Consider the following 24,804-nt stretch of genomic DNA (forward strand, 5'->3'; position numbering starts at 1 on the left):
TAAATGAGACTATATGCACTTGACAATAGAACTTTTATTAGTGTAAAATTGCGTCATCAAAATATTTGAAACACACTTTCCCAATGCACTATAGAAAAATATCCCGCAGTGCAAAATCTAAAAAACTAAGGTAGCCATTTTATGAGCGAAATCGATTCACAGCAGCCTCGCAAAAGCATTAACAACAAAAGCAGCGCAAAGACAAGAACACACAAACCAGTAAAAGGTGTAAGTGTTGAAGATCTTCGCATCAAGAGTATTGAAGATTTAACAGCTATGGCTGTTGAACTAAACATAGAACAACCAAATGAGCTAAAACGCCAAGACCTCATCTTTGAGATATTAAAAGCACAAACAGAACAAGGCGGATTTATCCTCTTTAGCGGTATTTTAGAGATTATGCAAGATGGTTATGGTTTTATCCGCTCTATTGACAAGAGTTTTGATGAGAGTATAAACGATGCCTATGTATCAAATACGCAAATCAAACGCTTTGCTCTGCGTAACGGAGATGTTGTCACAGGGCAAGTTAGACCTCCTAAAGAGCAAGAGAGGTACTACGCACTTATTAAGATAGAAGCCGTTAATGGCCTTCCTCCTGAAGAGAGTAAAAAAAGACCTCTCTTTGAAAACCTCACTCCACTTTATGCAACAGAACAAATCAAACTAGAATATAGAGAAAAAGGTCTAACTGGCCGTATGATGGACCTTTTTGCTCCTATTGGAAAGGGTCAGCGTGGACTTATCGTTGCACCTCCAAGAAGTGGTAAAACAGAGCTTTTAAAAGAGATTGCTCATGGTATCACGCATAATCATCCAGAGATAGATTTGATGGTTTTACTTGTTGATGAGAGACCTGAAGAGGTAACTGACATGGAGAGAAGTGTTAAGGGTGAAGTTTATAGCTCTACTTTTGATATGCCTGCAAAAAACCATGTAAAAGTGGCTGAAATGGTTATAGAAAAAGCAAAAAGACGCGTTGAGCTAGGTAAAAACGTTGTGATTTTACTTGACTCTATCACTCGTCTTGCACGTGCTTACAACACAGTTACTCCATCAAGCGGAAAAGTCTTAAGCGGTGGTGTTGATGCAAATGCTCTTCATAAACCAAAGAGATTTTTTGGAGCTGCTCGTAATATAGAAAATGGTGGAAGTTTAACTATCATCGCAACTGCACTTGTTGATACAGGAAGCAGAATGGATGAAGTTATCTTTGAAGAGTTCAAAGGTACTGGTAACTCTGAGGTAATTCTTGACCGTAAAATTGCCGATAGAAGAATCTTCCCAGCTATTGATATATTAAAATCTGGAACGAGAAAAGATGAACTTCTAATAGGTCCTGAAGTTCTACAAAAAGTATTTATTCTACGTCAAATGATTCACAAACAAGACAATGAGATAGAAGCACTCAAATTTGTTTACACAACAATGGGTAAAAAACCTACAAATGAAGAATTTTTAGAAAGTATGAATACTAACCAATAGCTATGAATTGTTTAAATTCATTCTCGCCATTAGGCATAGCTTTAAGAAGAGAAATTTGCCAAGGAATTTACTTCCTTGACAAAGGAGAATAATATGCGAGTTGGCGTATTTGACAGCGGAATTGGCGGACTTACAGTTGTAAAATCTCTTCTTGAGAATAAGCTCTTTGAAGAGATTATCTACTTTGGTGATACAGCTCGTGTGCCTTATGGTATAAAAGATAAATCAACTATCATACGTTACGCTATAGAGGCTGTTGAGTTTTTTAAAAACTTTGAACTTGACCTCATTATAGTTGCATGTAATACTGTGAGTGCTCACGCACTAAGCGAGATGAGGGAAGCTTCATCTTGCCCTGTAATTGGCGTTGTTGAAGCTGGTATCTTAGCGACGGCTAATGCCCTAAAAGATAAAAACTCTAATATATTAATCCTTGGAACAAAAGCTACCATTAACTCAAAAGCTTATGAAATAGGCTTAAATGCCGAGGGCTTTAAAAATTTACAAGCAAAAGCTACTGGTCTTTTTGTACCAATAGTAGAAGAGGAGATTTATAGTGGTGAAATCTTGGATGCAACTATGAAGCACTATTTTAAAGAGATTCAAAAACCTGATGCAATTATCCTTGGTTGTACTCACTTTCCTCTAATCTCAGATGCTCTTCAAAGCTACTTCTCTAAAGAGAGCATACTAATACACTCAGGTGATGCAATAGTGGAATACTTGGAAAAAAGGTTTGAATTTAGCAAAAAATACAAAGAGACAAAACTAGAATTTTTTGCATCAGAAAGTCCAGAAGCTCTAAAAAACATATCAAAAAAGTGGCTAAATATTTAAATGAAAAATTGCCTGATTCATTACCCTTCAGAGCTAATAAGTAAATTTTCAAAAGGTAATGTATCTGGAGCGATAACTGGCAATATTCTTGTTCCTTTAATAATTGTATTCTCCTTTAACAACATTATTCCAGCTGCACAGCTCTATATTTGGTTTGCTTTACATGTATCTGTATTTCTAGCTAGGATAATTTTTAGAAAAAAAATATCCTCTCATCTATATGTTTACTCATCTCTTATCTCTTTTTCTTCTGTTTTATATGCACTCTTTGCATGGATGAGTTTCACCTATGGAGATGATATCTACCTGCTCTTAGCTGGCATGATTGTAGCATCTGTTGCTGCGGCTTCTATGATATCTCTTGTGAGCATATTTCATATTTTTGTGCTATTTGTAACCATTCAAATGGTAGGTCTTATTGTCGTATTTTTGTTAAATGGTCAAAATATATTTTATTTAAGTGTACTCTTAGTGGTTGTATTTCTATTTTTTATCTTATTAAATGGATATAAACAGTTTAGTATTTTAAAAGAAGAGATTAAACTAAAAAAGCAAGTTCATGATTTACTAGACAATGCGGGGCAAGGCTTTTTGTCATTTGATGAAAATCTAAAGTGTCAAAGCAGTTATTCACAAGAGTGTAAAAGAATATTTGGCATAGAAGATATCGAGGGGCTAGATATATCTAATTTACTTTTTTCTGGAAATTCTCTAAATGGAGAGATTTTTATTGATGGTATCTCAAGAGCGTGCGCTTCAGAGGATGAAGATATTAAAGAGATGTTTTTATCACTACTTCCAAAAGAGGAGATAATTGGGGATAAATCAATAAAAATAGAGTATAAAAATCTTAAAAAAAATAGATACATGGTAATCCTTAGTGATATCACAAATACAAAAGGTTTAACATCCAAGCTTGAAAATCAGTACCAAATACAAAAAATGATAGTAGCTATTGCATCTGATAAAAATGATTTTATTGAGCTAAAAGATGACTTTGAACAATTTACAAACAATATCTCAAATGTATCCAACACCAACTCACTTACTATAATAAGAGATATTTTACGAGAGTTACATACTTTTAAGGGCATTTTTGCACAAAAAGAGATGCTTCATATTACTGCTTATATTTTAGAAGTGGAGAAAAAAATACGCAATCTTTGCGCAGGTGAAGATATCATATCTACTCTAATCAAAGCAGATTTGCATAGTGTCTTTGAAGAAGATTTAACTATCATAAGATCTATCTTAGGAGATGGTTTCCTAACATCACCTAAGTCAATAAATGTGGATATAGACTCCATAGATGATATAGAATCAAGTTTAATAGCACTAAAAAAAACTCTAAGCGCAAATGAGCAGAAAAACTTAAATAATACTCTTACTAAAGTTCAAAGATTGAAACATGAGTCTCTTAAACATATGCTAAATCCTTTTGTCTCGCATATAAAACAGCTATCTTCTGCACTCGAAAAAGAGATATACCCTTTAGAAATCAAAGGCGATGAGAAGATAAAAATAGATTCAAAATTCAAGCCTTTTATAAAATCATTAGTGCATCTCTTTAATAACTGCGCTGATCATGGTATAGAAGATATTGAAACCAGAGCTATGCTTAATAAAGATGAAGTTGGAACCATCAAGTGTAGTTTTGAGATAGTGTCTAACATGTTAATCATACAGATCAGTGATGATGGAGGTGGTATTGACACCAAAGAGCTGTCATTAACCGCCATAAATAAAGCTTTAAAAACTAAAGAAGAGCTTGAACTTATGAGCCAAGAGGATAAGTGCAAACTTATTTTCACAGATAAGTTAAGTACAAAAGAAGATATATCAATGGTTTCAGGCGTTGGCATTGGAATGGGTGTCATTAAAGAAAATCTTGAAAAATTAGATGCTAAATACACTATTGAAAATATCCCTCAATCTGGTGTCACTTTCACTTTTTATATTCCTTTAAATATAAATAGAGATGAAGATATCTCAAATGAGAAAAAAATTGAAAATATTTGTGATAATATTTTAACGCAAATAGAAGTTTTTTTAAAAAATTCCTTAAAACTAGAGATTAAGAGTATTAAGCAAATTACAGATGTGTCAATAGATAAGAGCTACGCTCAGATAGATCTTTATGATACTTTTGATGGAAATGTCATCATGTTGTTTTCAGATGAGATTATAGAGTTTATGAGCTCTGCTTTAATACCTAAAAATTTTGATAAAACAGACATAGCGTGGATGAGTAAAGAGCTTCCAAGCGAAGTTTTAAACACGATAGTAGGTCTCTCTTTGCAATATTTTGATAAAAGCTTGAAAGATGTGAAGATGACTCCTCCTCTATATCTTGATAATACTGATTTAACAAAAGCACTCAAAGATGCTAAAAATAAATTTATTCAAGAGATTGAGACATCATCTGGCAAAATAGTATATATAGTATTTGAAAAGGAAAAACCATGATAGATATCTTGATAGTTGACGATTCATCAATAATAAGAAAGATATTCTCAGACCACATAGAAAAAATGGGGTATAAAGTAGTTGGTGTTGCAAAAGATGGTAGAGAAGCTATAAAGTTGTATGAAGAGCTAAGACCTGATTTAGTAACTATGGATATTACCATGCCTATTATGAATGGAATAGACTCTCTAAAGGCTATTAAAAGTAAATTCAGTGACGCAAAAGTGATAATGATAACTTCTCACGGAGAAGAGAGATTAGTTATGGAGGCTATCTCAAGCGGAGCAAAAGGTTATGTGCTAAAACCAATTACGCTAGAGAATGTTCAACAAGCTATATATAAAGTTTTTCCAGAGTTAGCCACAAAACAGTAGCGTTAATTAACAAAGTTATTTTCTTACATATAAACAAATTTTAAACTTTATCTCAGTTACAATCCATAACATACTTCTCACTTGTAAATATTTATCTACCCTCTCTTATGAGTAAAGTTTAACCCTTAAAATGTTAAAATCTCTCATCTAAAATGGAGCGTTTATATGAGAGAGAGTTCAGAAGTGTTAGCTAGAAAATATAGACCGATTAATTTTGATGAACTTATCGGTCAAGAGAGTATCTCTCAAACTCTCTCACTAGCACTTGATGCGAACAGACTCTCTCACGCTTATCTCTTCTCAGGACTCCGTGGAAGTGGAAAAACCTCTACTGCACGTATCTTTTCAAAAGCTCTTATTTGTGAAAAAGGTATCTCACATAAGCCATGTGGAGTTTGTCAAAACTGCATTTTAGCTCTTGAGAATCGCCATATAGACATTGTAGAGATGGATGGTGCATCTTCAAGAAAGATTGATGATATCAGAGATTTGATAGAGCAGACAAAGTATAAACCAGCGACTGCAAGATTTAAAATTTTTATCATAGATGAAGTTCACATGTTAACAAAAGAGGCATTTAATGCTCTGCTAAAAACACTTGAAGAACCACCATCTTATGTGAAGTTTATTTTAGCAACTACAGATCCACTCAAACTCCCTGCCACCATACTTAGCCGTACACAACACTTTAGATTTAAATCTATCGCAACAAACAAGATAGCAGATCACCTCTCTCACATCCTTAATTTAGAGGGGATAAAATATGAGAGTGAAGCTCTTGATATAATCGCAAGAAGCGGAAGCGGAAGCCTTAGAGATACACTGACACTTTTAGATCAAGCCATCATCTACTCCAAAAACTATGTCGATGTTCGCACTGTTACAGATATGCTAGGACTCGTTGATCCAAAATTTTTGCAAGAGCTATTTAATGCGGTTTTTGCAAAAGATTATGCAAAACTTATACAACATGTAAAGAGCCTTGAAGATTATGAAGCGCAGATGGTACTAGATGAGTTAATTGCATTTTTAAAAGAGCGTATGTACGCCTCTGATGCTCTTTACTCAACACTTGTACTTGATAGATTTTTTAGAATACTAAGCGATGCGAAATATCTCTTTAGCATAAACGCCGATGGCTCTTTTGTACTCTCTTTAATATTTTTTAAAATGGTTGAGGCTCTTCGCATAAAAGAGGTTGACCAGATGATAGAGTCGCTTCAAAAAGAGATATATAGACCTGCTATTTCATGCTCTCCTACAGAGAATTTACCGCTAAATACGACTGTTCAAAATATAGTAAAAAGCGTCCCTAACCTCTCTCAAAGTGTAGAGTTTGATGAGTTGCTCTTAAAAATAAAAGATAGAAATTTTGAACTCGGAGAGTGTTTTGCTAAAAGCATCTCATTTATCTCTTACGATGGTATAACGCTCACATGGGAGAGTTGCGCTGATGAAGAGTGCAAAAAAGTACTAACTCATGGTTATGGAGTTATCAAACAGCTGGTGCGAGAGATATTTGGGTTTGAGACAAAAATCAGACATGAAGCTTGTACAAAAGAAGAAAGTACTTTACATGTAGAGCCAGAGACACCTCTCACAGAGGCTAAGATAGATGAACCCTCTTCTATGATTGAAGAAGCAGAGTTTGGTGGAAGTGCAAGCTGCGTAACAAACTGCCAAAGTTCAGACTCTTCACGTGAAATAAACGGTGCAGATATAAAAGATGAGCCAATGGTTCAAAAAGCTATAGAGCTATTTGAGGCTAAAAAAATAACAATCCAGTCTAAAGTCTAACTCTTCAACATTTTCTCAACACTAAAACCAAATGTTGAGCCATGCCCAAACTTTGACTCTATCTCAAGAGATGAACCTAAAAATTTTAGAACATAATCAACCATTGTAAGCCCCAATCCCATCGAATTATTCCAACTATTTTTATCTACCCTATAAAACTTCTTTGTAACATTTTGAAGTTCGTCCTCTTTTATCCCGACACCACTATCTTTTACTAAAAGCTTGCCATCTTTAAACTCTATTAAAACATCAGAGCTTGAGTATTTTAGAGCATTATCAACAAGATTAACAACTACTAACTCCAACATAGTTTTATCACTAAAGAGAGTTAAACTATCTACATGCAATGAGATTTGTCTATCTTTATATTTTAATTCTAAGCTTGATGCTACCTCATCACATAAAATTTTTAGGTTAAACTCGCTCTTATGTATCTCAAGCTCTTCATTTTCAAGCTTTACTGATAGAGTAAGTCGATCTAACATTTTTGAAATTTTTTCACCATTTGAGCTAATTTTGTCCAAAAATTTATCACGTACACTCTTTGACATGTTATTGTCATCTTGAATTGTTTGAGCGTACCCCATTATTGAAGCTATTGGATTTTTAAACTCATGTGAAATGGCTGATAAAATATCATTTTTCTGTCTATTAATAAGTCTCAATTTTGCCATGTATTTTGATTTTTTCTTCTCATTTTTACTCAGTTTTTTAACGAGATTTTTAAGAAGCAGTGATATTTGCAAAAACTCATAAAAATATTTTGTCTTTATGATTGCTTTGTAGTTCTTATTTGAAATTTCATCAAGATAGTTTGTAATCTGCTCTATATCGTACACAACCTTTTTGCTCATTTTTCGAGACACAAAAAGTGCTATGACTAAAATAGACAAAAACACAAAAAGAAGTTTTATCCATAAAGAGTAAAAATCTTCCATTATTTGAGCTAAGCTCATGGAGAGTCTTATGTAAACTTCTCTGTTTTTATATACAATTTTTTTTGCAACATATAAAAAATCCGCTCCAACTGTATTTGAGTATCTTATGGTGTAAGCATACTCTTTTGTACTTGATTGTATAATTTCAAATCTCTGGGCATGATTGTCCATATCTGTTCTATTGGCATTTGACTCTGCTAAAACAGCTCCTTTGTCATCTATTATAGTTGCACGCAGAGAAGTTTTTTTATGAATATCTGATACATATTTATCAAGATTATCAATCTTACTCAGTTCTATATCTAAAATTTCTATGGCATGTTTTAGATGATTTTTATTATGCTCAATTATACTGCTCTTAAGAGCTAAGTAACTGATAAGAGAAGTGATAAAAAGTGTACCTGCAAGAAGAAGTAAAAACTTAATTATAAAAATTTGATGTATTTTTAGCACAATTTATAACCCACACCACGTACTGCTTGTATGTACTCTTTTGTTTTATCTGGATCTATCTTCTCTTTTAGGCGATTTATTGCAACATTTACAGTCTGATATTGATAATCCTCTGCGCCATCCCATACATGCTCTAGCAGATACTCACGATCTAAAACAATGTTTTTATTAAAAATAAATTCACTTAGGAGCTCAAACTCTAACTTTGTTATATCTACATTTTTACCATCAATTTTAAGAGTTCTTTCTCTATTCTCAAGCACTAAATCTCTATGAGAGAGGATTGTATCTTCTACATTTCTTGTTGTTCTTCTAAGTAGAGCTTTTATGCGAAGAAGTAGTTCTCTCATGTTAAAAGGTTTAGTAATATAATCATCACCACCTCTTAAAAATCCCTCTTCTATCTCAGAATCAAGGCTCTTCGCGCTTAGATAAATAACAGGTGTAGTAAACCCTTTTTCTCTTAGTAAAGATATAAATTCACTCCCCTCGACATTTGGTAAGTTTCTATCCATCAAAAGAAGGTCAATCCTCTCTTCATAGAGAAGTTGTTGAAGATTTTTTGTATTTAAAAAACCGATAACCTCATACCCCTCTTTTGCCAAGTTGTACTCTATAAGTTCTAAAATATCCTCTTCATCCTCTACAACCACAATCTTGGCACTCATAAACTTCCCTTAGGTATATTTTTAACTATTGTATCAAAAAAGAATTTCTTTTTTATTACATACAAGCTATAATGTAGTCAAATACTTTGGAGGCTCTTTATGTTTGTGTCATCATTCAATACTTATGTTCATACAACTAACATAAACAAAAATGGTGATTTTAAAAAAGGTGACGATAAAGAAAAATCAGAGAGTTTTAGCAAAAGCCTCTCAGACTTAAATATAGTAAAACCATATATTGATAAAAATCTTCCTATTAACTATGTGTCAAACTATAAATCATTTCACAACCATCAAAAACTTCAAGAACAATTAACCAGCCAAAGCGAATATAAATTAAAACAACTTAGTACACTAAATAACGCAAAAGTAGCTTACGATGAGAACTCTAAAATGTTCTCTTTAGCAAAAAAACCATCCATCTCTTTGAGCCAAACTCCAACAATAGATGAAAATCTACCTCCTAAAGAACAAAAAGCAAAAGAGAAGAGTTTAAGACACTCCATGATAAACACATATATCTCAAACGACAACTACTACCGCATAACTGCAGCTTAAACCTCTATCCACGCATCTGTTCTTATAACTCGCCCATCATCAAATATCTTTAATTTAAAAGCACTCTCACACTTTCCATCACTAAAATCCATAATAGCAATTTGAAGAATTTTTTTACACTTTTTTGGAATATCAAAATGCCCTTTAACGCCAGTTAAAAACTGCTTTAGAGGCGAAGCCTCATCCATTCCTATGACATTGTCTCTACACCCTGATAGTCCTATATCTGTTAGATAGGCGGTGTTATTTGCTATTTGAAAGTCATCCGTACTTACATGTGTATGAGTTCCTATGATAGCACTAACACTTCCTTGAAGCAACATCATCATAGCTCTTTTTTCACTAGTTGCCTCGGCATGAAAATCTACAAAGATATTTTTAACACCCTCTGAGCGCAGTGATTCAACTGTACTTGTTGCACATCGAAAAGCGTTGTCGGTATATGGCATAGAGTAGTGTCCCATAAGGTTTAGGACACCTAACTTCTCTTCTGCAACTTCATATACTTTGCACCCCGTTCCACCAACATCACTAGGATAGTTATGCGGTCTTAAAATCTCATGAGTATCAAAAAGCGCTGTTATCTCTTTTTTATCCCAAGTATGATTTCCGCCGCTCATACAATCAACCCCATAACCAACTATCTCATTTGCGTTTTTTACAGTTAGCCCAAATCCATGAGAAGCATTTTCATAGTTTGCAATTACAAAATCTATCTCATGCTCTTTTCTTAGATTTTTTAGATGTATCTTTAACATCTCTCTTCCATGGCTTCCAACTATATCGCCTATAAATGCTACTCTCAAATTTGCTTTCCTTTTTTTTTCTTTTATTTCAGATACACCACTCTACTGGTTTTAGTCCCTTAGATATAAGATACTCATCTGTTTTTGAAAATGGTTTTGAGCCAAAAAATCCTCTGTATGATGATAGAGGTGATGGGTGCGGAGCTTTTAAGATGAGATGTTTTTTCTCATCAATCAAAGATGCTTTTGCTCCTGCTGGTGCACCCCAAAGTATAAAAACCAGATTCTCTTTTTTCTCGCTAAGTAGTCTGATAACAGTATCGGTAAATACCTCCCAGCCTCTGTTTTTGTGTGAATTTGCCTCACTTGCTCTGACGCTTAGCACTGTATTTAGTAAAAAAACACCCTCTTTTGCCCAGCTCATTAAATTTCCACTTTTAGGTATTTCGCACCCAATATCATCATGAAGCTCTTTAAAAATATTGCACAAAGATGGCGGAGGTGGCACTCCATCATTTACCGAAAAGGCAAGTCCATGAGCTTGATTTACCCCATGGTATGGGTCTTGTCCTAAAATCACAACCTTTACGCTCTCAAATGGTGTGCTCTCAAATGCAGCAAAAATATTTGAGCTGTGAGGATATAGAGTGTATTTTTGTTTCTCCCCAACTAAAAACTCTTTTAACGAGTTAAAATATGGCTTTTGAAACTCATCTAAGAGAACCTCTCTCCAGCTACTCTCTATCTTAAGATCAATCATCTTTACTCCGTTGTAAAATCTAAATATTTCTCATTAGGCTTTAAACTCTTCATCTTTTGTTATCGCAAAAATCCTAATTCTATCTTCATACAAAATTTTTTCAAGTCTGGCATCCAATTCATTAATACTATAAGCTTTTGTACCATAAAGACTTATCTAGGCTTTTTTGAGATACTCTTCTTTATTTAAGCTATTCCAAAATTTATACTCTTTAAGTCGCTTATCTTCATCTAACATGGGTAGTACTTTTAACTTGTTATTTTTTATTTTTGATATTTCTTTACAACAAAGTTTTTAATGTTTGAAGCGTTAAATCTTTTGAACTGTAAACACCACTTATATTTTGCAAATATTTATTAGAACTATAAATCTCATCTGAGATAAACAAAAACACATTATGGTTTCGTATAGCTTTTACTTTTTCTTCCGTTAAATCAATCCCTAAAGTTATCTCAATCATTATATCTATTTTTGTCATTTGAGCTGTTTTTATAAACTGCTTATATCGTTCTCTTAAAGTTCTTTTGGCTCCAATTCCATATGTTTTGCCATCAAGCTCAAAGAAAAAATCAAATTCTGTTGAGATATCATCTTTATCATGTATTTTTAATATTTTATCTTTATCTATTCCAATTACCATTAGCACAGATAAAATTCTATCTTCATAATTTGAACCACTATCACTTATAATAGATTGATTTATACTTTCACTAAACATGAGCATAAAAATTTGGTTCGGTTCTACCCCAATCTTTTTTAGTGCAATAGCATCTTTTGATAACTCTTTTAAAAATTCCGTTGTATCACTTGATATAAAAACAGTATCTTGATTTTCTAATTTATCAAAAAATATTAAAGAGAGTAAAGCTCCACTAACTCTTGTAGAATAAGGGCTAAACAAGGTTATTTTGTCATACGCAAGAGATAAAGGATTTAGTGTTGGCAGTTTTGAAGTATCTAGCAAATCCCTTGTTTTAGCTTCTTGTAGTAAAAGTGGCTTTATAGCAATTAGCTTAAGTCCAAATATAAAAAGTTCACTATCCAAATCTGTTTCAAATAGATCCAAGATATCTGTTAAAAAATCTTTCTTTTTTAAACCAGATTTGGATGTCCCATATAAATCATTCATACTACTCAGCAAAGCATTTTTAAAAAACAACCCTTTATTTAAAGAATAAATTTCTATTATTTTTTTTATATCTTTTTCGTTTAAACCAGCTTTTAAAAGATATTTCAAAATAAAATAAAATTTTAAGTTTATATCAAATTGATTCTTTTGTATTTTTAATTTTTCAATTCCCATTATTTTTTTTCCTTACTTAGCATTGAGTATTTTATAAATAGTTTTCTATTATGTTTTCTAAGCCATCTTCGTGTTCATGTTTCATTGGATTATTTTCATCCCATAGAAAATTCTCAAGATAATTTATTTTATACTCTTTTGTTAGCATATATCACCAACTAAGTGATATTCTTTCATTACTTTTGGGTTTATGATTCTTTCTTCAAATTTCAAATTTCTGATTGGATTTTCAATAGTTAAAAAAGTAGGTAAATCATTCATATTTAACACGAGTGTTACAATGTAATCATTTTGATACTCAAGTGCTTTTATATATTCATTTTCTGTAAGCCTAAATTTTCCTTTTTTCTCTCGAATACCTTTTACTTCCGCTAAATAAGTAGAATTATTTACATTTACTTGAAAATCATACCCATCTCCAAACAATCGTGCATCTTCTAAACTTCCTGTATTAAACATAGTAATTGCATTAAAATTATTTATGAAATAAATTTCTGCTTCCAAACCAGTCTCTTGAAGTTTTTTAAATCTTGATTTTACTATTGGTTTAACACTGATTGAAATATCTTCAACTGCATAATTTTCTTTCATATAAAGTTTTACAATATTGGCATATCCTTTGACATTTTCAAGCCCAAATAAATTATCTATTAAAAATTTTCGATGAATATATGCATCGCCTTTTTGCCACCAACCTTTTCTTCCATTATTTGGAAAAAAATGGTCAAATAAATCCATCCGATTTTTTACAGTTCCAACTGTTTGGGCAATATTATGAATTACACAATATTCATAAAAAGCTGTTTTTGTTGTAAATCCAAATTCTTTTATAAAATCATCATTAAATTTTGAAAGCCCATAACCTATTAAATTTAAGATTTCATAATTTATATGCTTATTTTTTTCTATTTTCATAAATCTGTATTATTTATTATTTTAAAAATATTTTTTGAAATAGCTTCAATTACTGGAACTGACACACTGTTACCAAATTGTTTATAAGCTTGAACATCACTGACTTTTATATTAAAACTATTTGGAAAACCTTGAAGCCTTCCAGCTTCCCTTGGACTTAATTTTCTAGGATTTTGATTCTTTTGCTCAATCAAAATTTCTGAACCATCTTTATAATATCTTGCACTTATCGTACTTGTATATATTGAATTTTCATTAAACATGGAGTATCCAAAACCATTTCCTTTAGCTTTATGCTCAATTTTTCTTCTTTGATGTCCTGCCCAAAGTTTATCTGAAATTGTATATTTTTCATCAACTTTATCTTCCAAAATATCACCAACTTTTACATATTTTTCTATCGGTTTTGGAAATTCAAACTCTACTTCATTATCTAAAAATCCAACAATATAAATTCTCTCCCTATTTTGTGGCACACCATAATCTTTTGCATTTAGGATTTGATATTCTACATAATAGCCCAATTCTTTTAAAGTTTCCAAAATAACTTTAAAAGTTTTTCCTTTATCATGTCCAACTAAGCCTTTCACATTTTCTAAAAATATAACCTTTGGTTTATGATACGCAGCAATACGCATAACATCAAAAAACAGTGTTCCCCTCGTATCTTCAAAACCCTTTCGATGCCCAGCCACACTAAAAGCTTGACAAGGAAATCCAGCCAATAAAATATCAAAAGGAGGGATGTTTTTTTCATCTATCTGTGTAATATCTCCATGTGGAGTTTCTCCAAAATTTGCATAATAAGTTTCTCGAGCATATTTATCTATCTCAGAAGCAAAAACAAATTCTATTTTTTCACCAAAAGCTTGTTCAAATCCAAGTCTAATGCCACCAATTCCAGCAAAAAGGTCAATGGCTCTAAAGCTCTCTTCTTTATTGATATCCATATTAAATAAACTTCTTCCCATAATATATGTCATTGTATATCTCCAGTTTAATTGAAGAAATATTATAAAAATAATAATTTTTCTATTAAAAATATTGCATTTTGCAATATTTTTAATACTTTAATCTCAAACTCTTATCCTCAACCCTTACGCTCTCAAATACTTCAGCACCGCTTTTATGATGTCATCATCATCTTTTGAGTCTGATTTTATGCTCTCTTTTTTCTCATCCATGTAGGTAATCGTTATGTTTTGTCCATAGTTTGAAACACTTTTTATCCCTTTTGAGAGACTTAATACTTTTATAACCATTAACTCAAAGAACTGTTTTGTTGGAGCATCAAGTGCGCCAAATCTGTCAATTACCTCTTCTTGTATCTCATATATCTCAACGCTATCTATGCAAGAGGAGAGTCTTCTATATATATCTATACGGAGTCTATCCTCTTTTACAACTTCATCTGAGACGAAAGCTGAGATGGTGAGCTTTATATCTACTTTTGCCTTTTCAACTTCCATTTGATTGCTTAGTAGTTTGATAGCATCTTCAAGAAGCCTTAGATAGAGCGAATATCCTATATTTTTTATATGTCCGCTTTGTGCATCTCCGACGAGATTTCCACCGCCACGTATCTCTAAATCATGGTAAGCCAAAACAGAACCGCTTCCCAAAAATGAGTTTGATTCAAGTGCTAAAAGTCTTTTTTTTGCCTCATCCGTTAGCGTCTCTTTGTCATTAACTATAAAGTAGGCAAAGCCCTCAACATTTGAGCGTCCAACACGCCCTCTAAGCTGATGCAAATCTGCCATACCAAATCTATCTGCACCATCTACTATAATCGTATTTACTCGTGGCATGTGGATGCCTGACTCTATGATTGAAGTGGCAAGCATCAAGTCATACTCCCCTGCTTCAAACTTTAAGAGTTCTTTTTCTGTATCTGTTGCAGAGATTTTTGAGTGAAGCATAACAACTCTTAGTGATGGCAGAAGTGCTTTTAACTCGCCTAGTTTTATAGGCATATGATCTATGGAGTTATGCACATAAAATATCTGTCCACCTCTGCGTATCTCACGAAGTAGCACCTCTTTTATGAGCTTCTCTTCATACGCTTTTACAAATGTTCTAACTGGCTGTCTTTGGCTTGGCGGAGTTAGTAGTTGTGACATCGTCTTTATGGAGCTTAGTGCTTGATTTAGTGAACGCGGGATTGGAGTTGCGCTCATTGAGAGAAGATGAACATTATGATAAAGCTCTTTAATCTTCTCTTTTTGCTTTACCCCAAACTTATGCTCTTCATCTATAATAACCACGCCGAGCTTTTTAAAATCAAGATCGAAGAGAGTGTGAGTTCCAACAACTACATCCAAATCTCCACTTGAGAGTGCTTTTATGATGTTCGTTTTATCTTTTGCACTTACAAATCTATCCAGTTTTGAGCACTTTATACCAAGTGCATCAAATCTCTCATGAAGCGAGCGGTAGTGTTGTGCTGAGAGAAGTGTTGTGGGAACTATAAGAGCCGATTGAAAGCCTGATTTATAGGCTGCAAAGATAGTATTCATCGCAACTTCTGTCTTACCAAAACCAACATCTCCGCTAAGAAGTCTATCCATGATGTGCCCTGAGCTCATCTGGGTAATTATCTCGTTGATTGATTGGCTCTGATCATCTGTATAAAGAAACCCTGAGAGCTTTTGAAACGCTCTTAGCTCATCTTCATCAACGTTTATTTTTGGCGCAGTGATAAGCTCTCTCGCAGCAGCTGTATTTACGATTTGCCCTGCTATCTCAAGGAGACGTTTTTTTACGCTCTCTTTGAGTTTGCCAAAACTTCCTTTACCAAGCTTGTCTAAAACAGGAACAGACCCACCAGAAGCGATATAGCGGTCAATGGCGTCGAGATTTTCCACTGGAAGCAAAATCTTATCATCACCGATATACTTTATAACTATAAAATCCTTTACCCCGCCAAGAATCTCTGTCTGCTCAATCCCCTCAAAAATACCAACCCCATAATCTTCATGGACAACATAATCGCCTACTTTAAGGTCATCAAGCAAGATAGAGCTTTTTCTTCTTCGCTTAATTTTAGTTTGTTTATTTAGTGAAATTACAAGTTCATCTTTGCCCATGATATTTAAGATATATGGAGCGTAAAGGATTTTCAATCCACTAACATCAAAAAGCCCAGCTTGTTTTATAACTGCCTCATTTGAGGCGATAATAGTAGTTTTTTTAGCTTTATGAACTTTTAAAAATGCGTGCAAATCTGAGACAGAAATCTCTTTAAAATCATCACTCTCTTCTAAAACCTCTACATTAAAACACTCTCTTGAAATTGTTGGTTTATTTAGTGCGTAAGCGTCTATAAGAGGTGCATTTAGCTCTCTTGATAGCTTTACATTTTTTGATTCTAAAAAGTTTACACCACTATCATCAAGGTGCCATAGACCAAGAGATGCTATATCTTTTACAAGAGAGTCAAATTCACTTTTTTGCACTCTCTCATTTAACATATCAAACTCGCTCTCATCCAAAGAGAAAAAAGCAGGAGTAAGTTCAAAACTCTCTAACTCCTCTTTTTGCGTTCTTTGAGACTCAAGCTCAAAATACTTTATCTGCTCTATCTCATTATCAAAGAGTGAAATTCTAAGTGGCATTTTGCTTGATGGCGGATATATGTCGATAATATCGCCTCTAAAAGAGATTTCGCCCTCAACTTGAACCATATCAACAAAGTTGTATCCCCAAAGGAGCATCTGTTGTTGAAAGGCTCTAAACTCTATTTTTTCTCCAAACTCTATAACTCTTGATTTAAGCAGAGACTCTTGGGGCATCTCAAAGAGTAGCGTTTTTAGCGGAGAGATAATTAATGGCTTAACTTTAGCGCTGTAATAATTTCTCAAAGAGCTAAAGAGCTGGTGCAACTCCTCTTTGTAAACTCTCAAATCATCGCCGTGCGTTGCTCTAAAATCTGGAAAAACAATAACCTCTTTTCCAAAAAACAGAGCTACACTCTTTAGCTCTTGTGCCTCTTTTGCATCCTCACAAAGAAGAATCTCTAAATCTGATTTTTTTGTGGTTTTATAGTAGTTAAATAGTCTGCTTTGAGACATTAGTTTATACAAGAAAGGACTAAGATACTTTCACCTCTTCTCTATTTTCATCTTCAAAAACTTCTGATAACTTGCTACTATCAAATGATGGTTTCTTTGGAAGTTCAGATACATTTTTTACACTACTCTTACCTTCAAAAATACCTTTTGCTTCAATAACTAGTTCTGCGGACTCAATAGAGCCATTTACTCTGCCCATCGCTTTAATCTCAACTTTTTGAGCATTAATTTTCCCTTCTATATAACCTTGTACTACCAATCTAGTTGTAAAAATATCACCTTTTATATGTCCATTTTTACCAATATTAACCTCTTTGCTAGAGTGTATTGTTCCCTCAAATTCTCCATCTACATAAAGGTTACATGTTAGATTCATCACTCCTGTGATTGTAGAGCCAATTGTGATAATTGTGGTGCTTGAGTCGGTTTGGGTACTTTGATGTGTGCTGTCGCGTTTATTAAAGATTGCCATGGTATCTGTTTCTCCTTTTTGAATATCTCTTTATAGTTTTTAACATTCCACTCTAAAAATCCAAGAGAGTCAACTGCTCTTTGAACAAATCTGATTTCATAATGAAGGTGCGGTCCGCTACTCATACCTGTATTTCCACTATACGCAATCAAATCACCCTTTTTTACAAATTTGCCTGACTCTACAACAATTTTATTGAGATGTCCAAAATAGGATCTAAAGCCGTAATTGTGTTGAAGAATTATTAGGTTGCCATATCCGCTTTTCTGATGGAAGCCTGACCACTCAACAATTCCATCAGCCGTTGCATGTACAGGAGTGTCTATATTTGCTCTTAAGTCAACTCCTCCATGAAACTCTCTAGTGTTTAGTGTTGGATGTACCCTATAGCCAAAACCACTTGTAATGCCACTGTTTTCTATAGGGAAACCACTTGGAATAAACTGCATAAGAGTAGCCATATGTTCGGAATTTAATTTTGTTATATCTGCTCTTTGCTCTAACGTCATCTCTTCTTGTGGAGCTAAGCCTATTAGTGTCTCTATCTCCGAGAGCGTTTTAGAAACTTCATCTAGTTTTATTTTTTTTTCTTCAAGAGATAAGTTTGCTTGTTTTATACTATCGTCTAATTGTTGGGTTTTCTCTTTTTGTAACATGTATGCTCTTTGCATAGTTTGACGTTTTTTGTCTATTGCATCAACTGCATGGTTTAAATATAAAATTGTTCCAACTGCTATAAGAGTAACAGCACCACCAAATAAGAGAATATATAAAATTGATTTTTTTATAATCTGATGCAGCTTGAACTGTCTAACGCCGTTATCATCGTTTATTGTCAGTGTGAAATGATTATTCATGATACTCTCTTAAAAATCTCTCAACAACGCTAAAAGAGCCAAAAACAAGATATTTATACTCAGGTTTTGTCTCTTTAAATGTCTTATATTTTATCTTTAAGTTCTTTAAAGTGCTTTTAATGGTCTCTATCGATTCAATTCTCTGCTCATCTATAGTTATTATCTCTACATGTAAGATTATTGGTTTTAAGATTGATAGAATCTCTTTATAGTTTTTATCTTTGTAACTGTTATAAACAAGTATATATTTATCTCCATGTAACGCCTTGAGTATGCCTTGTGCCGCCAAAACATTGTGTCCGACATCAACTGTGATATTTTTACTGATTTTACTAACTCTTCCAAAGAGAGGAGGATTTTTAAAATCATAAGTTTCATACTCTATTTTTAAAAACTTTAACGCTGCTATACTTAAGGTTAAATTATCTCTTAGATATGGGATAAGTGATAGAGTATTTGCTATATGATTGATTTTTTCTCTATCTAACTCTTTTATAAAGTCATTAACCATATAGATATTTAAACCTTTTTGAGAGGCAATCTGCTCTGCGATACTATATACTTGAGGATAGGTTTGAGTAGCTATTATGGCACTGTTTTGAATTGCATTAAGCTTAGTAGTCGCAATCTGCTCAATGCTTGAGCCTAAAAGGGCTTCATGGTCGTATGCTATTGGAGTAACTAGAGTTAAAACTTTATCAAACACAGCAGTTGCATCGTGTTCTCCACCAAGCCCTGCTTCCATAACAACATACTCACACTCTTTAAAAATTATCATAGAGAGGAGCGTTGTATATTCAAAGTAGCTAAGAGAAGCAGCATCTTCAATTGTTAATATTTTTTGAAGTTCTCTATGAGCCTCTTCTAGCTCCACGTCAGTTGCATTTGCGCCATCAACCCATACTCTTTCATTAAATTTTAAAATATGCGGTGAAGAGTAGTGCCCAACACTCAAACCCTTTGCATGTAGCGCATTTGCTAAAAACCGCCCTGTTGTTCCTTTCGCATTTGTTCCTATTACATGTATGATTTTTGGAGTTACTAAAGACTCTTTTATCTTCTTGTAAATACGTGGCATACGAGTATAGTCAATCTCATCATAATAGAGCGGCTTAGCATTTAAATACTCTAAAAAATTCATTTACTCTCAACCCTATCTCTACCGTTATCTTTTGCCTTGTAAAGAGCTTCATCAGCTGCTTTCATCGTGCTTTGAAGTGAAGCATGAATCTTCCTCTCGCTAACACCCGCACTCACACTAAGCTCTATGCGATTACTTTTATACATAAAACGAGCATTTTTTACTTTGTTTCTAATCTTTTGAGCGAAAACTATTCCTCCATCAGTATCTGTTTCGCTAAGAATTGCTACAAACTCTTCACCACCATATCTTCCTACAATATCTACATTTCTTGCATCTTTTTTAAGTATTTTTGAAAAGGCAACAAGAACTGCATCACCTGCATCATGTCCATAGGTGTCATTTACAGCTTTAAAGTGGTCAAGATCAAAAAATACAACGGTAAAGTTTTTTTCATATCTTTCAAACTCAGCCTCTTTGATATTCATAAACTCCTCTAATGCTCGTTTATTGAATAGCTTTGTTAAAAAGTCCTCTTTTGACTCCTCCCTAGCGCGTGCTAACTCTTGTTCTAAATGCTCTATCTTTTTACTAAGTATGCCAACTTCACTGCTATGTTTTTTAAGATCTTTTGTAAGTGCTTGTGTGTTCTCTTCTAGTGCAATGGCTATCGTATAGAGTTTTTTATGTGCATGTGCAAAATTTGTACTGCTACTGCTACTCTCGTTATAGCTCTCAAGCTCTTTTTTTATCTTTTGTATCTCTACAGTCGAGCTATCAGAACTCTCAATCATCTCTATTAATCTTAAAGAGAGTTTGTCTAAAACTCCATCTATTGACTCAATCATCTCTTTAACACTCTGCTTATCGAGTGCAATTCTTAAAAATATTGCAGATTTTATATCATTTTCAATAGTGCTGCTCTCTAAAAGAGATGGGTCTTTTTGAATTTTTTGACTAATATCAGCTATCTTCTCATTAACATCTGAAGCAATTGATGGAACTAGCGATGCCACCAAAAGTGAAGCGACTTTTGATAGTTCAAACGTCTCAGATTTACCAATAGGTAGGTTTTGAATATTTAAATTCTCAATAGTTTTTTTTAAATCTTTACTATCTACATCGCCAAGTGGTTTTAAATTTTGCAAAAAAGTGTCATCATAAGTTGTTAAAAAATTTACCCATAACTGTCTATACTGGTCTATCTCAGCTGGAGAAGGCTCACGGCTAAGCAAATCAAAACATTTTATTGAGAGTTCTGATGCTTCCTTGTTATGTAAAACTTCAATGGTTTGAAGAACTCTTTTTGTAAATTGTATTTGCGACTCTAGTAAATTTGAGCAGTGAGAGGGAATTGTTCTATTTAGCTTTGATATTAAAAAATGGCTAAATTCGGAGATTGTTTTTGTGTGATATTTTTTAAGCTCCTCTTGCAAATCCTTATTTAACATCAGCTTAAATTTATCTAATTTAGTACAATCCTCAACATTGTAACCCGCTTTAGCAGCTTCTTTACAAAAAGCTTCCGCATAAAAATCTGGGGTTAAGAGTTTGCCCTCTAGCTCTAATCTTTTAATACTCTGTTTTATAATTGTTTGGATATTCATAAAAACTCCTTATTTTTTAGCCCTTGCTCCCTCTGCGGAGACTTTTGCTACAAATGCTTTAATAGCTCTTTGCGCAGCAAAATTAATAGCTTTAAATCTATCTTGATCTGTAACAATAGCATTTGGGGCTACCGAAAAATCATGAAATCCTTTTGTATTATAACTTTTTGAAGACTCTTTTGAGTGTTTTGTGATATTTAGAAAAACACTCATTCTATATCCAGTAACAAAGCCATTCTCATCATAAACTATGGGGGTATATACAGGCGTTAGCATTTTTATTACAAGATGTGAGTCTGACCTATCTTGGGAAACTAAAGATGAATGGAACACTTCAATAATTGCTTTATCCACCGCATCTTTCATCACAACTGTATTTTGTGGGTCTTGTGCGGATATTATTACACTCGTACTTATCTTCTCTCCAAGAACATCACGTGAAAATTTCGCATTTGGAGTATAGCCGCAACCACTAAGGATAAGAAGAAGTATAAAAGCAAAAAAAATAGTTTTTACATTTGCTAGATTTATCAAAACTAATCCTTAATAACTAAATTTACTAACTTCTTGGGAACAACTATCTCTTTGATTATAGTTTTCCCTTCAAGCCATTTTGAAGCACTTTCCCTTGCTATTTGTAAAATCTCATCTTGCGTTGCCTCAGTTGGTACTTCTATTTCACATCTTCTCTTACCATTGACTGTAACGCCAAGCATTAAAGAGTCTTCAACAAAAACCTCTTGCACAACAATTTGTGAGCTTAAATTTTTAAGAGAGAATTTAACAGAACTAATCTCAGAGCAGACATGAGGAATCACAGGCTCCATAATAGAGGTTAAAATCCAATACGCTTCACTCCAAACATCACTGTTTGTTTGCAGATTAAGCGCATTCATAGCCTCCATAACACCAGCTATCATAGTGTTGAAAGTGTATTTTTCTCCATAAACTTCACGAGAACGGACAAGTGCTTCATACACTTTTTTTCTAGCAAACTTCTCCTCTTTGCTTAGCGAAGCATGATTGATTTTAGGGATAGTGTTGGTTTTAATGGCATTTACACTTCTCTCATAAAATCTTTTTATAAACTTAAATGCGCCCTCAACAGCGTTATCATTCCACTCAAGCTCTTGTGTTGGAGGTGCTGCAAAGAGTATAAAAAGTCTTGCTGTATCTGCACCATATTTTTCAATAATGGCATCAGGGTCAACAGTGTTACCTTTAGATTTGCTCATCTTCGCACCATCTTTTAGAACCATACCTTGAGTTAGAAGCTTGTTAAATGGCTCATCAAACTCTAAATATCCCAAATCACGAAATACTTTTGTAAAAAATCTAGCATACAAAAGATGTAAAATTGCATGTTCAATTCCACCAATATAGTGATCAACACCCATCCAGTACTTGATTTGCTCTTTTGAGAAAGCCTCATTTAACCAGTTTTTTGGTGACGCACAAAAGCGTAAAAAATACCAACTTGACTCTACAAATGTATCCATCGTATCTGTTTCACGTATTGCATCTTTATCGCATTTAGGGCATTTGCAATATTTCCATGTTGGATGTTTTTCAAGAGGATTTCCCTCTCCTGTAATCTCAATATCCTCAGGAAGTGCTATTGGAAGGTTCTCTTTTTTCTCCATTACAATACCGCATGAATCACAATGAACAAAAGGAATTGGCGCACCCCAATATCTCTGTCGGCTTACTCCCCAATCTTTTAGTTTATAGTTAGTAGTTTTTTTGCCAATTTTTTTCTCTTCAAAATGCTCTATTATCTTTAATTGTGCATCTTTTGAGTTGAGTCCATTAAACATCTCAGAGTCAAAAAGTTCTCCAACCTCTGTAAATGCACTCTCAATACTAGACTCTCCATCAAAAGGCTTTATAACAGCTTTTATAGGAAGATTATATTTTTTTGCAAAATCAAAGTCTCTCTCATCATGAGCAGGAACTGCCATAACTGCCCCGCTTCCATAATCCATCAAAACAAAGTTAGCAACCCAAATAGGGATTAATTTTTTAGTTAAAGGATGAACTACATGTAAATTTAGAGCAATTCCGCTTTTCTCTTTTTGTCTCTCTATAGATGAAGCATTTTTCATCTCTTTTATTTTCTCAATAGTATCACTACCCACGAGAGCGTTTTCTATCATGTAGCTTACTATCTCATGCTCAGGGGCAAGAGCAGCATAGCTAACACCATAAATAGTATCTGGACGAGTTGTAAATACACTAAAGGTATCAAATTTATTATCTAATTTTTCAAGTGATTTTTCATCAAAAGAGAGTTTAAACTCCAAACCGTTTGATTTACCTATCCAATTCTCCTGCATTGTAAGAACTTGTTTTGGCCAGCCACTCTCTAGCTTGCTCAAATCAGCTAAAAGTTCATCACCATATTGCGTGATTTTAAAGTAGTATTGATTCATATCTTTTTTAACTACACTGCTATCACATCTCCAGCATGAGCCATCAATTACCTGTTCATTTGCTAAAACTGTATGACAACTTGGGCACCAGTTTAAAAAACCTTTTTTACGATAAAGTAACCCTTTTTCGTACATGTCAATGATAAAACCTTGCTCAAACTTTGTATATAGTTCATCACTTGTTGCAAGTTCTCTATCTTTTGAAAAAGAGAATCCAAGAGATTTAAACTCGCCTTTCATATAGTCTATATTGTCGTATGTCCACTTTTTTGGATGAGAACCATTTTTTATAGCTGCGTTTTCTGCTGGCATTCCAAAGCTGTCAAAGCCTATTGGATGAAGAACATTAAATCCCTCTTGACGGTAGTATCTTGCAAATGCATCACTGATTGTGTAGTTTCTAACATGCCCCATATGGAGTCTTCCGCTTGGAAAAGGAAACATACTGAGGATATACTTTTTACCACGAGGGCACCCAGTCTCTTTTGTAAAATCTTCACTTGGCTCAAAACTTCTATTTTTTGCCCAATACTCTTGCCACTTTTTTTCTAACTCTTTTGAATTGTAAATCAACCCTATCTCCTAATACTCATCACGATTTTTTGAGCTCTCGATATAAACAAGTCCAACTGAGAAGACATTTGCTATTAATGCTCCAATTGCCAAAGCTATCGCCCACTCCAAATTTCCAACTACTTCAAGATATATAAACGCTGGTATAAGGTGTAAATCTGCAACTAAAGAAGAAGCTAAAAGTTCAGCTGAAAGAAGATTTCTAACACCTATTTTTAAAAAGGTTGAGACTAAATTCAAGCTACCTGCAACAAAGAGAGCTACTGAGCTATGTTCATATAAAAAACCCGCTATCGATGTTAAACTCATTAATGAGAAAAACACATATATTACTTTGCCCCAATCCATATTAACGCCTTAGTTTAAAATTAAATTGTGTGGATTATACAAAAAGTATCTTAAGGAGCGACTG

The 24,804-nt window shown here is 33.6% G+C and carries 21 protein-coding genes; 6 read left to right on the top strand and 15 right to left on the bottom strand.

Annotation, left to right across the window (positions count from 1 at the left end):
• Positions 1-141: 141 nt before the first annotated feature.
• The 5 genes from rho to SUDEN_RS08115 all read left to right on the top strand — a co-directional run bounded on the left by rho (position 142) and on the right by SUDEN_RS08115 (position 6,959).
• Positions 142-1,485, top strand: coding sequence for a transcription termination factor Rho (gene rho, locus SUDEN_RS08095; RefSeq protein WP_011373182.1), 1,344 nt, complete (start codon positions 142-144; stop codon positions 1,483-1,485).
• Between the two features lie 93 nt (positions 1,486-1,578).
• Positions 1,579-2,322, top strand: a complete 744-nt coding sequence (gene murI, locus SUDEN_RS08100) for a glutamate racemase (RefSeq protein ID WP_011373183.1) — start codon at positions 1,579-1,581, stop codon at positions 2,320-2,322.
• A complete protein-coding gene (locus tag SUDEN_RS08105) occupies positions 2,323-4,788 on the top strand; it encodes an ATP-binding protein (RefSeq protein WP_011373184.1) in 2,466 nt (821 codons plus the stop codon).
• Positions 4,785-5,162, top strand: coding sequence for a response regulator (locus SUDEN_RS08110; RefSeq protein WP_011373185.1), 378 nt, complete (start codon positions 4,785-4,787; stop codon positions 5,160-5,162). The genes SUDEN_RS08105 and SUDEN_RS08110 overlap by 4 nt, the downstream gene beginning before the upstream one ends.
• Positions 5,163-5,327: 165 nt before the next feature.
• Positions 5,328-6,959 (top strand): DNA polymerase III subunit gamma/tau, encoded by a 1,632-nt coding sequence (locus tag SUDEN_RS08115; protein WP_011373186.1) that lies wholly within the window; start codon positions 5,328-5,330, stop codon positions 6,957-6,959.
• Here the strand turns inward: SUDEN_RS08115 and SUDEN_RS08120 are convergent.
• Both SUDEN_RS08120 and SUDEN_RS08125 read right to left on the bottom strand, forming a co-directional pair.
• A complete protein-coding gene (locus tag SUDEN_RS08120) occupies positions 6,956-8,350 on the bottom strand; it encodes an ATP-binding protein (protein WP_011373187.1) in 1,395 nt (464 codons plus the stop codon). The genes SUDEN_RS08115 and SUDEN_RS08120 overlap by 4 nt on opposite strands.
• Positions 8,344-9,018 carry a response regulator transcription factor gene (locus SUDEN_RS08125; RefSeq protein WP_011373188.1) on the bottom strand — a complete coding sequence of 225 codons (675 nt, stop codon included), beginning with the start codon at positions 9,016-9,018 and terminating at the stop codon, positions 8,344-8,346. Before SUDEN_RS08125 ends, SUDEN_RS08120 begins: the two co-directional genes overlap by 7 nt.
• A 99-nt stretch (positions 9,019-9,117) precedes the next feature.
• Here SUDEN_RS08125 and SUDEN_RS08130 point away from each other — a divergent pair, with 99 nt between their 5' ends.
• On the top strand, positions 9,118-9,576 hold the full coding sequence (locus SUDEN_RS08130; RefSeq protein WP_011373189.1) for a hypothetical protein: 459 nt from the start codon (positions 9,118-9,120) through the stop codon (positions 9,574-9,576).
• On the opposite strand, the gene SUDEN_RS08135 is transcribed toward SUDEN_RS08130, so the two are convergent.
• The 13 genes from SUDEN_RS08135 to SUDEN_RS08195 all read right to left on the bottom strand — a co-directional run bounded on the left by SUDEN_RS08135 (position 9,573) and on the right by SUDEN_RS08195 (position 24,740).
• Positions 9,573-10,382, bottom strand: coding sequence for a TIGR00282 family metallophosphoesterase (locus SUDEN_RS08135; RefSeq protein ID WP_011373190.1), 810 nt, complete (start codon positions 10,380-10,382; stop codon positions 9,573-9,575). The genes SUDEN_RS08130 and SUDEN_RS08135 overlap by 4 nt on opposite strands.
• 28 nt (positions 10,383-10,410) lie before the next feature.
• Positions 10,411-11,082, bottom strand: a complete 672-nt coding sequence (gene ung, locus SUDEN_RS08140; protein ID WP_011373191.1) for a uracil-DNA glycosylase — start codon at positions 11,080-11,082, stop codon at positions 10,411-10,413.
• 280 nt (positions 11,083-11,362) lie between these two features.
• A complete protein-coding gene (locus SUDEN_RS08145) occupies positions 11,363-12,385 on the bottom strand; it encodes a hypothetical protein (protein ID WP_011373192.1) in 1,023 nt (340 codons plus the stop codon).
• Positions 12,386-12,526: 141 nt separating this feature from the next.
• Positions 12,527-13,300 (bottom strand): DUF3883 domain-containing protein, encoded by a 774-nt coding sequence (locus SUDEN_RS08150; protein ID WP_011373193.1) that lies wholly within the window; start codon positions 13,298-13,300, stop codon positions 12,527-12,529.
• On the bottom strand, positions 13,297-14,283 hold the full coding sequence (locus SUDEN_RS08155; RefSeq protein ID WP_011373194.1) for a DNA cytosine methyltransferase: 987 nt from the start codon (positions 14,281-14,283) through the stop codon (positions 13,297-13,299). Before SUDEN_RS08155 ends, SUDEN_RS08150 begins: the two co-directional genes overlap by 4 nt.
• Positions 14,284-14,397: 114 nt before the next feature.
• On the bottom strand, positions 14,398-17,370 hold the full coding sequence (locus SUDEN_RS08160) for a DEAD/DEAH box helicase (RefSeq protein WP_011373195.1): 2,973 nt from the start codon (positions 17,368-17,370) through the stop codon (positions 14,398-14,400).
• A gap of 19 nt (positions 17,371-17,389) precedes the next feature.
• Entirely contained in the window at positions 17,390-17,746 is a 357-nt protein-coding gene (locus SUDEN_RS11215; RefSeq protein WP_011373196.1) for a polymer-forming cytoskeletal protein, read from the bottom strand.
• Complete coding sequence (locus SUDEN_RS08170; protein ID WP_011373197.1) at positions 17,746-18,699, bottom strand: M23 family metallopeptidase; 954 nt, start codon at positions 18,697-18,699, stop codon at positions 17,746-17,748. Before SUDEN_RS08170 ends, SUDEN_RS11215 begins: the two co-directional genes overlap by 1 nt.
• Positions 18,692-19,840: a bifunctional folylpolyglutamate synthase/dihydrofolate synthase gene (locus SUDEN_RS08175; protein ID WP_011373198.1), complete on the bottom strand. Its 1,149-nt coding sequence runs from the start codon at positions 19,838-19,840 to the stop codon at positions 18,692-18,694. Before SUDEN_RS08175 ends, SUDEN_RS08170 begins: the two co-directional genes overlap by 8 nt.
• Positions 19,837-21,387 (bottom strand): GGDEF domain-containing protein, encoded by a 1,551-nt coding sequence (locus SUDEN_RS08180; RefSeq protein ID WP_011373199.1) that lies wholly within the window; start codon positions 21,385-21,387, stop codon positions 19,837-19,839. Before SUDEN_RS08180 ends, SUDEN_RS08175 begins: the two co-directional genes overlap by 4 nt.
• 9 nt (positions 21,388-21,396) lie before the next feature.
• Positions 21,397-21,921, bottom strand: coding sequence for an LPS assembly lipoprotein LptE (gene lptE / locus SUDEN_RS08185; protein WP_011373200.1), 525 nt, complete (start codon positions 21,919-21,921; stop codon positions 21,397-21,399).
• A 2-nt stretch (positions 21,922-21,923) separates the two neighbouring features.
• Positions 21,924-24,392: a leucine--tRNA ligase gene (gene leuS / locus SUDEN_RS08190; RefSeq protein WP_011373201.1), complete on the bottom strand. Its 2,469-nt coding sequence runs from the start codon at positions 24,390-24,392 to the stop codon at positions 21,924-21,926.
• Between the two features lie 9 nt (positions 24,393-24,401).
• The gene (locus SUDEN_RS08195; RefSeq protein ID WP_011373202.1) at positions 24,402-24,740 is read right to left on the bottom strand and encodes a DUF6394 family protein; all 339 of its coding nucleotides are present in this window, start codon (positions 24,738-24,740) and stop codon (positions 24,402-24,404) included.
• Between the last annotated feature and the right edge of the window lie 64 nt (positions 24,741-24,804).

The sequence above is a fragment of the Sulfurimonas denitrificans DSM 1251 genome (genome assembly GCF_000012965.1).
Lineage (GTDB): Bacteria > Campylobacterota > Campylobacteria > Campylobacterales > Sulfurimonadaceae > Sulfurimonas > Sulfurimonas denitrificans.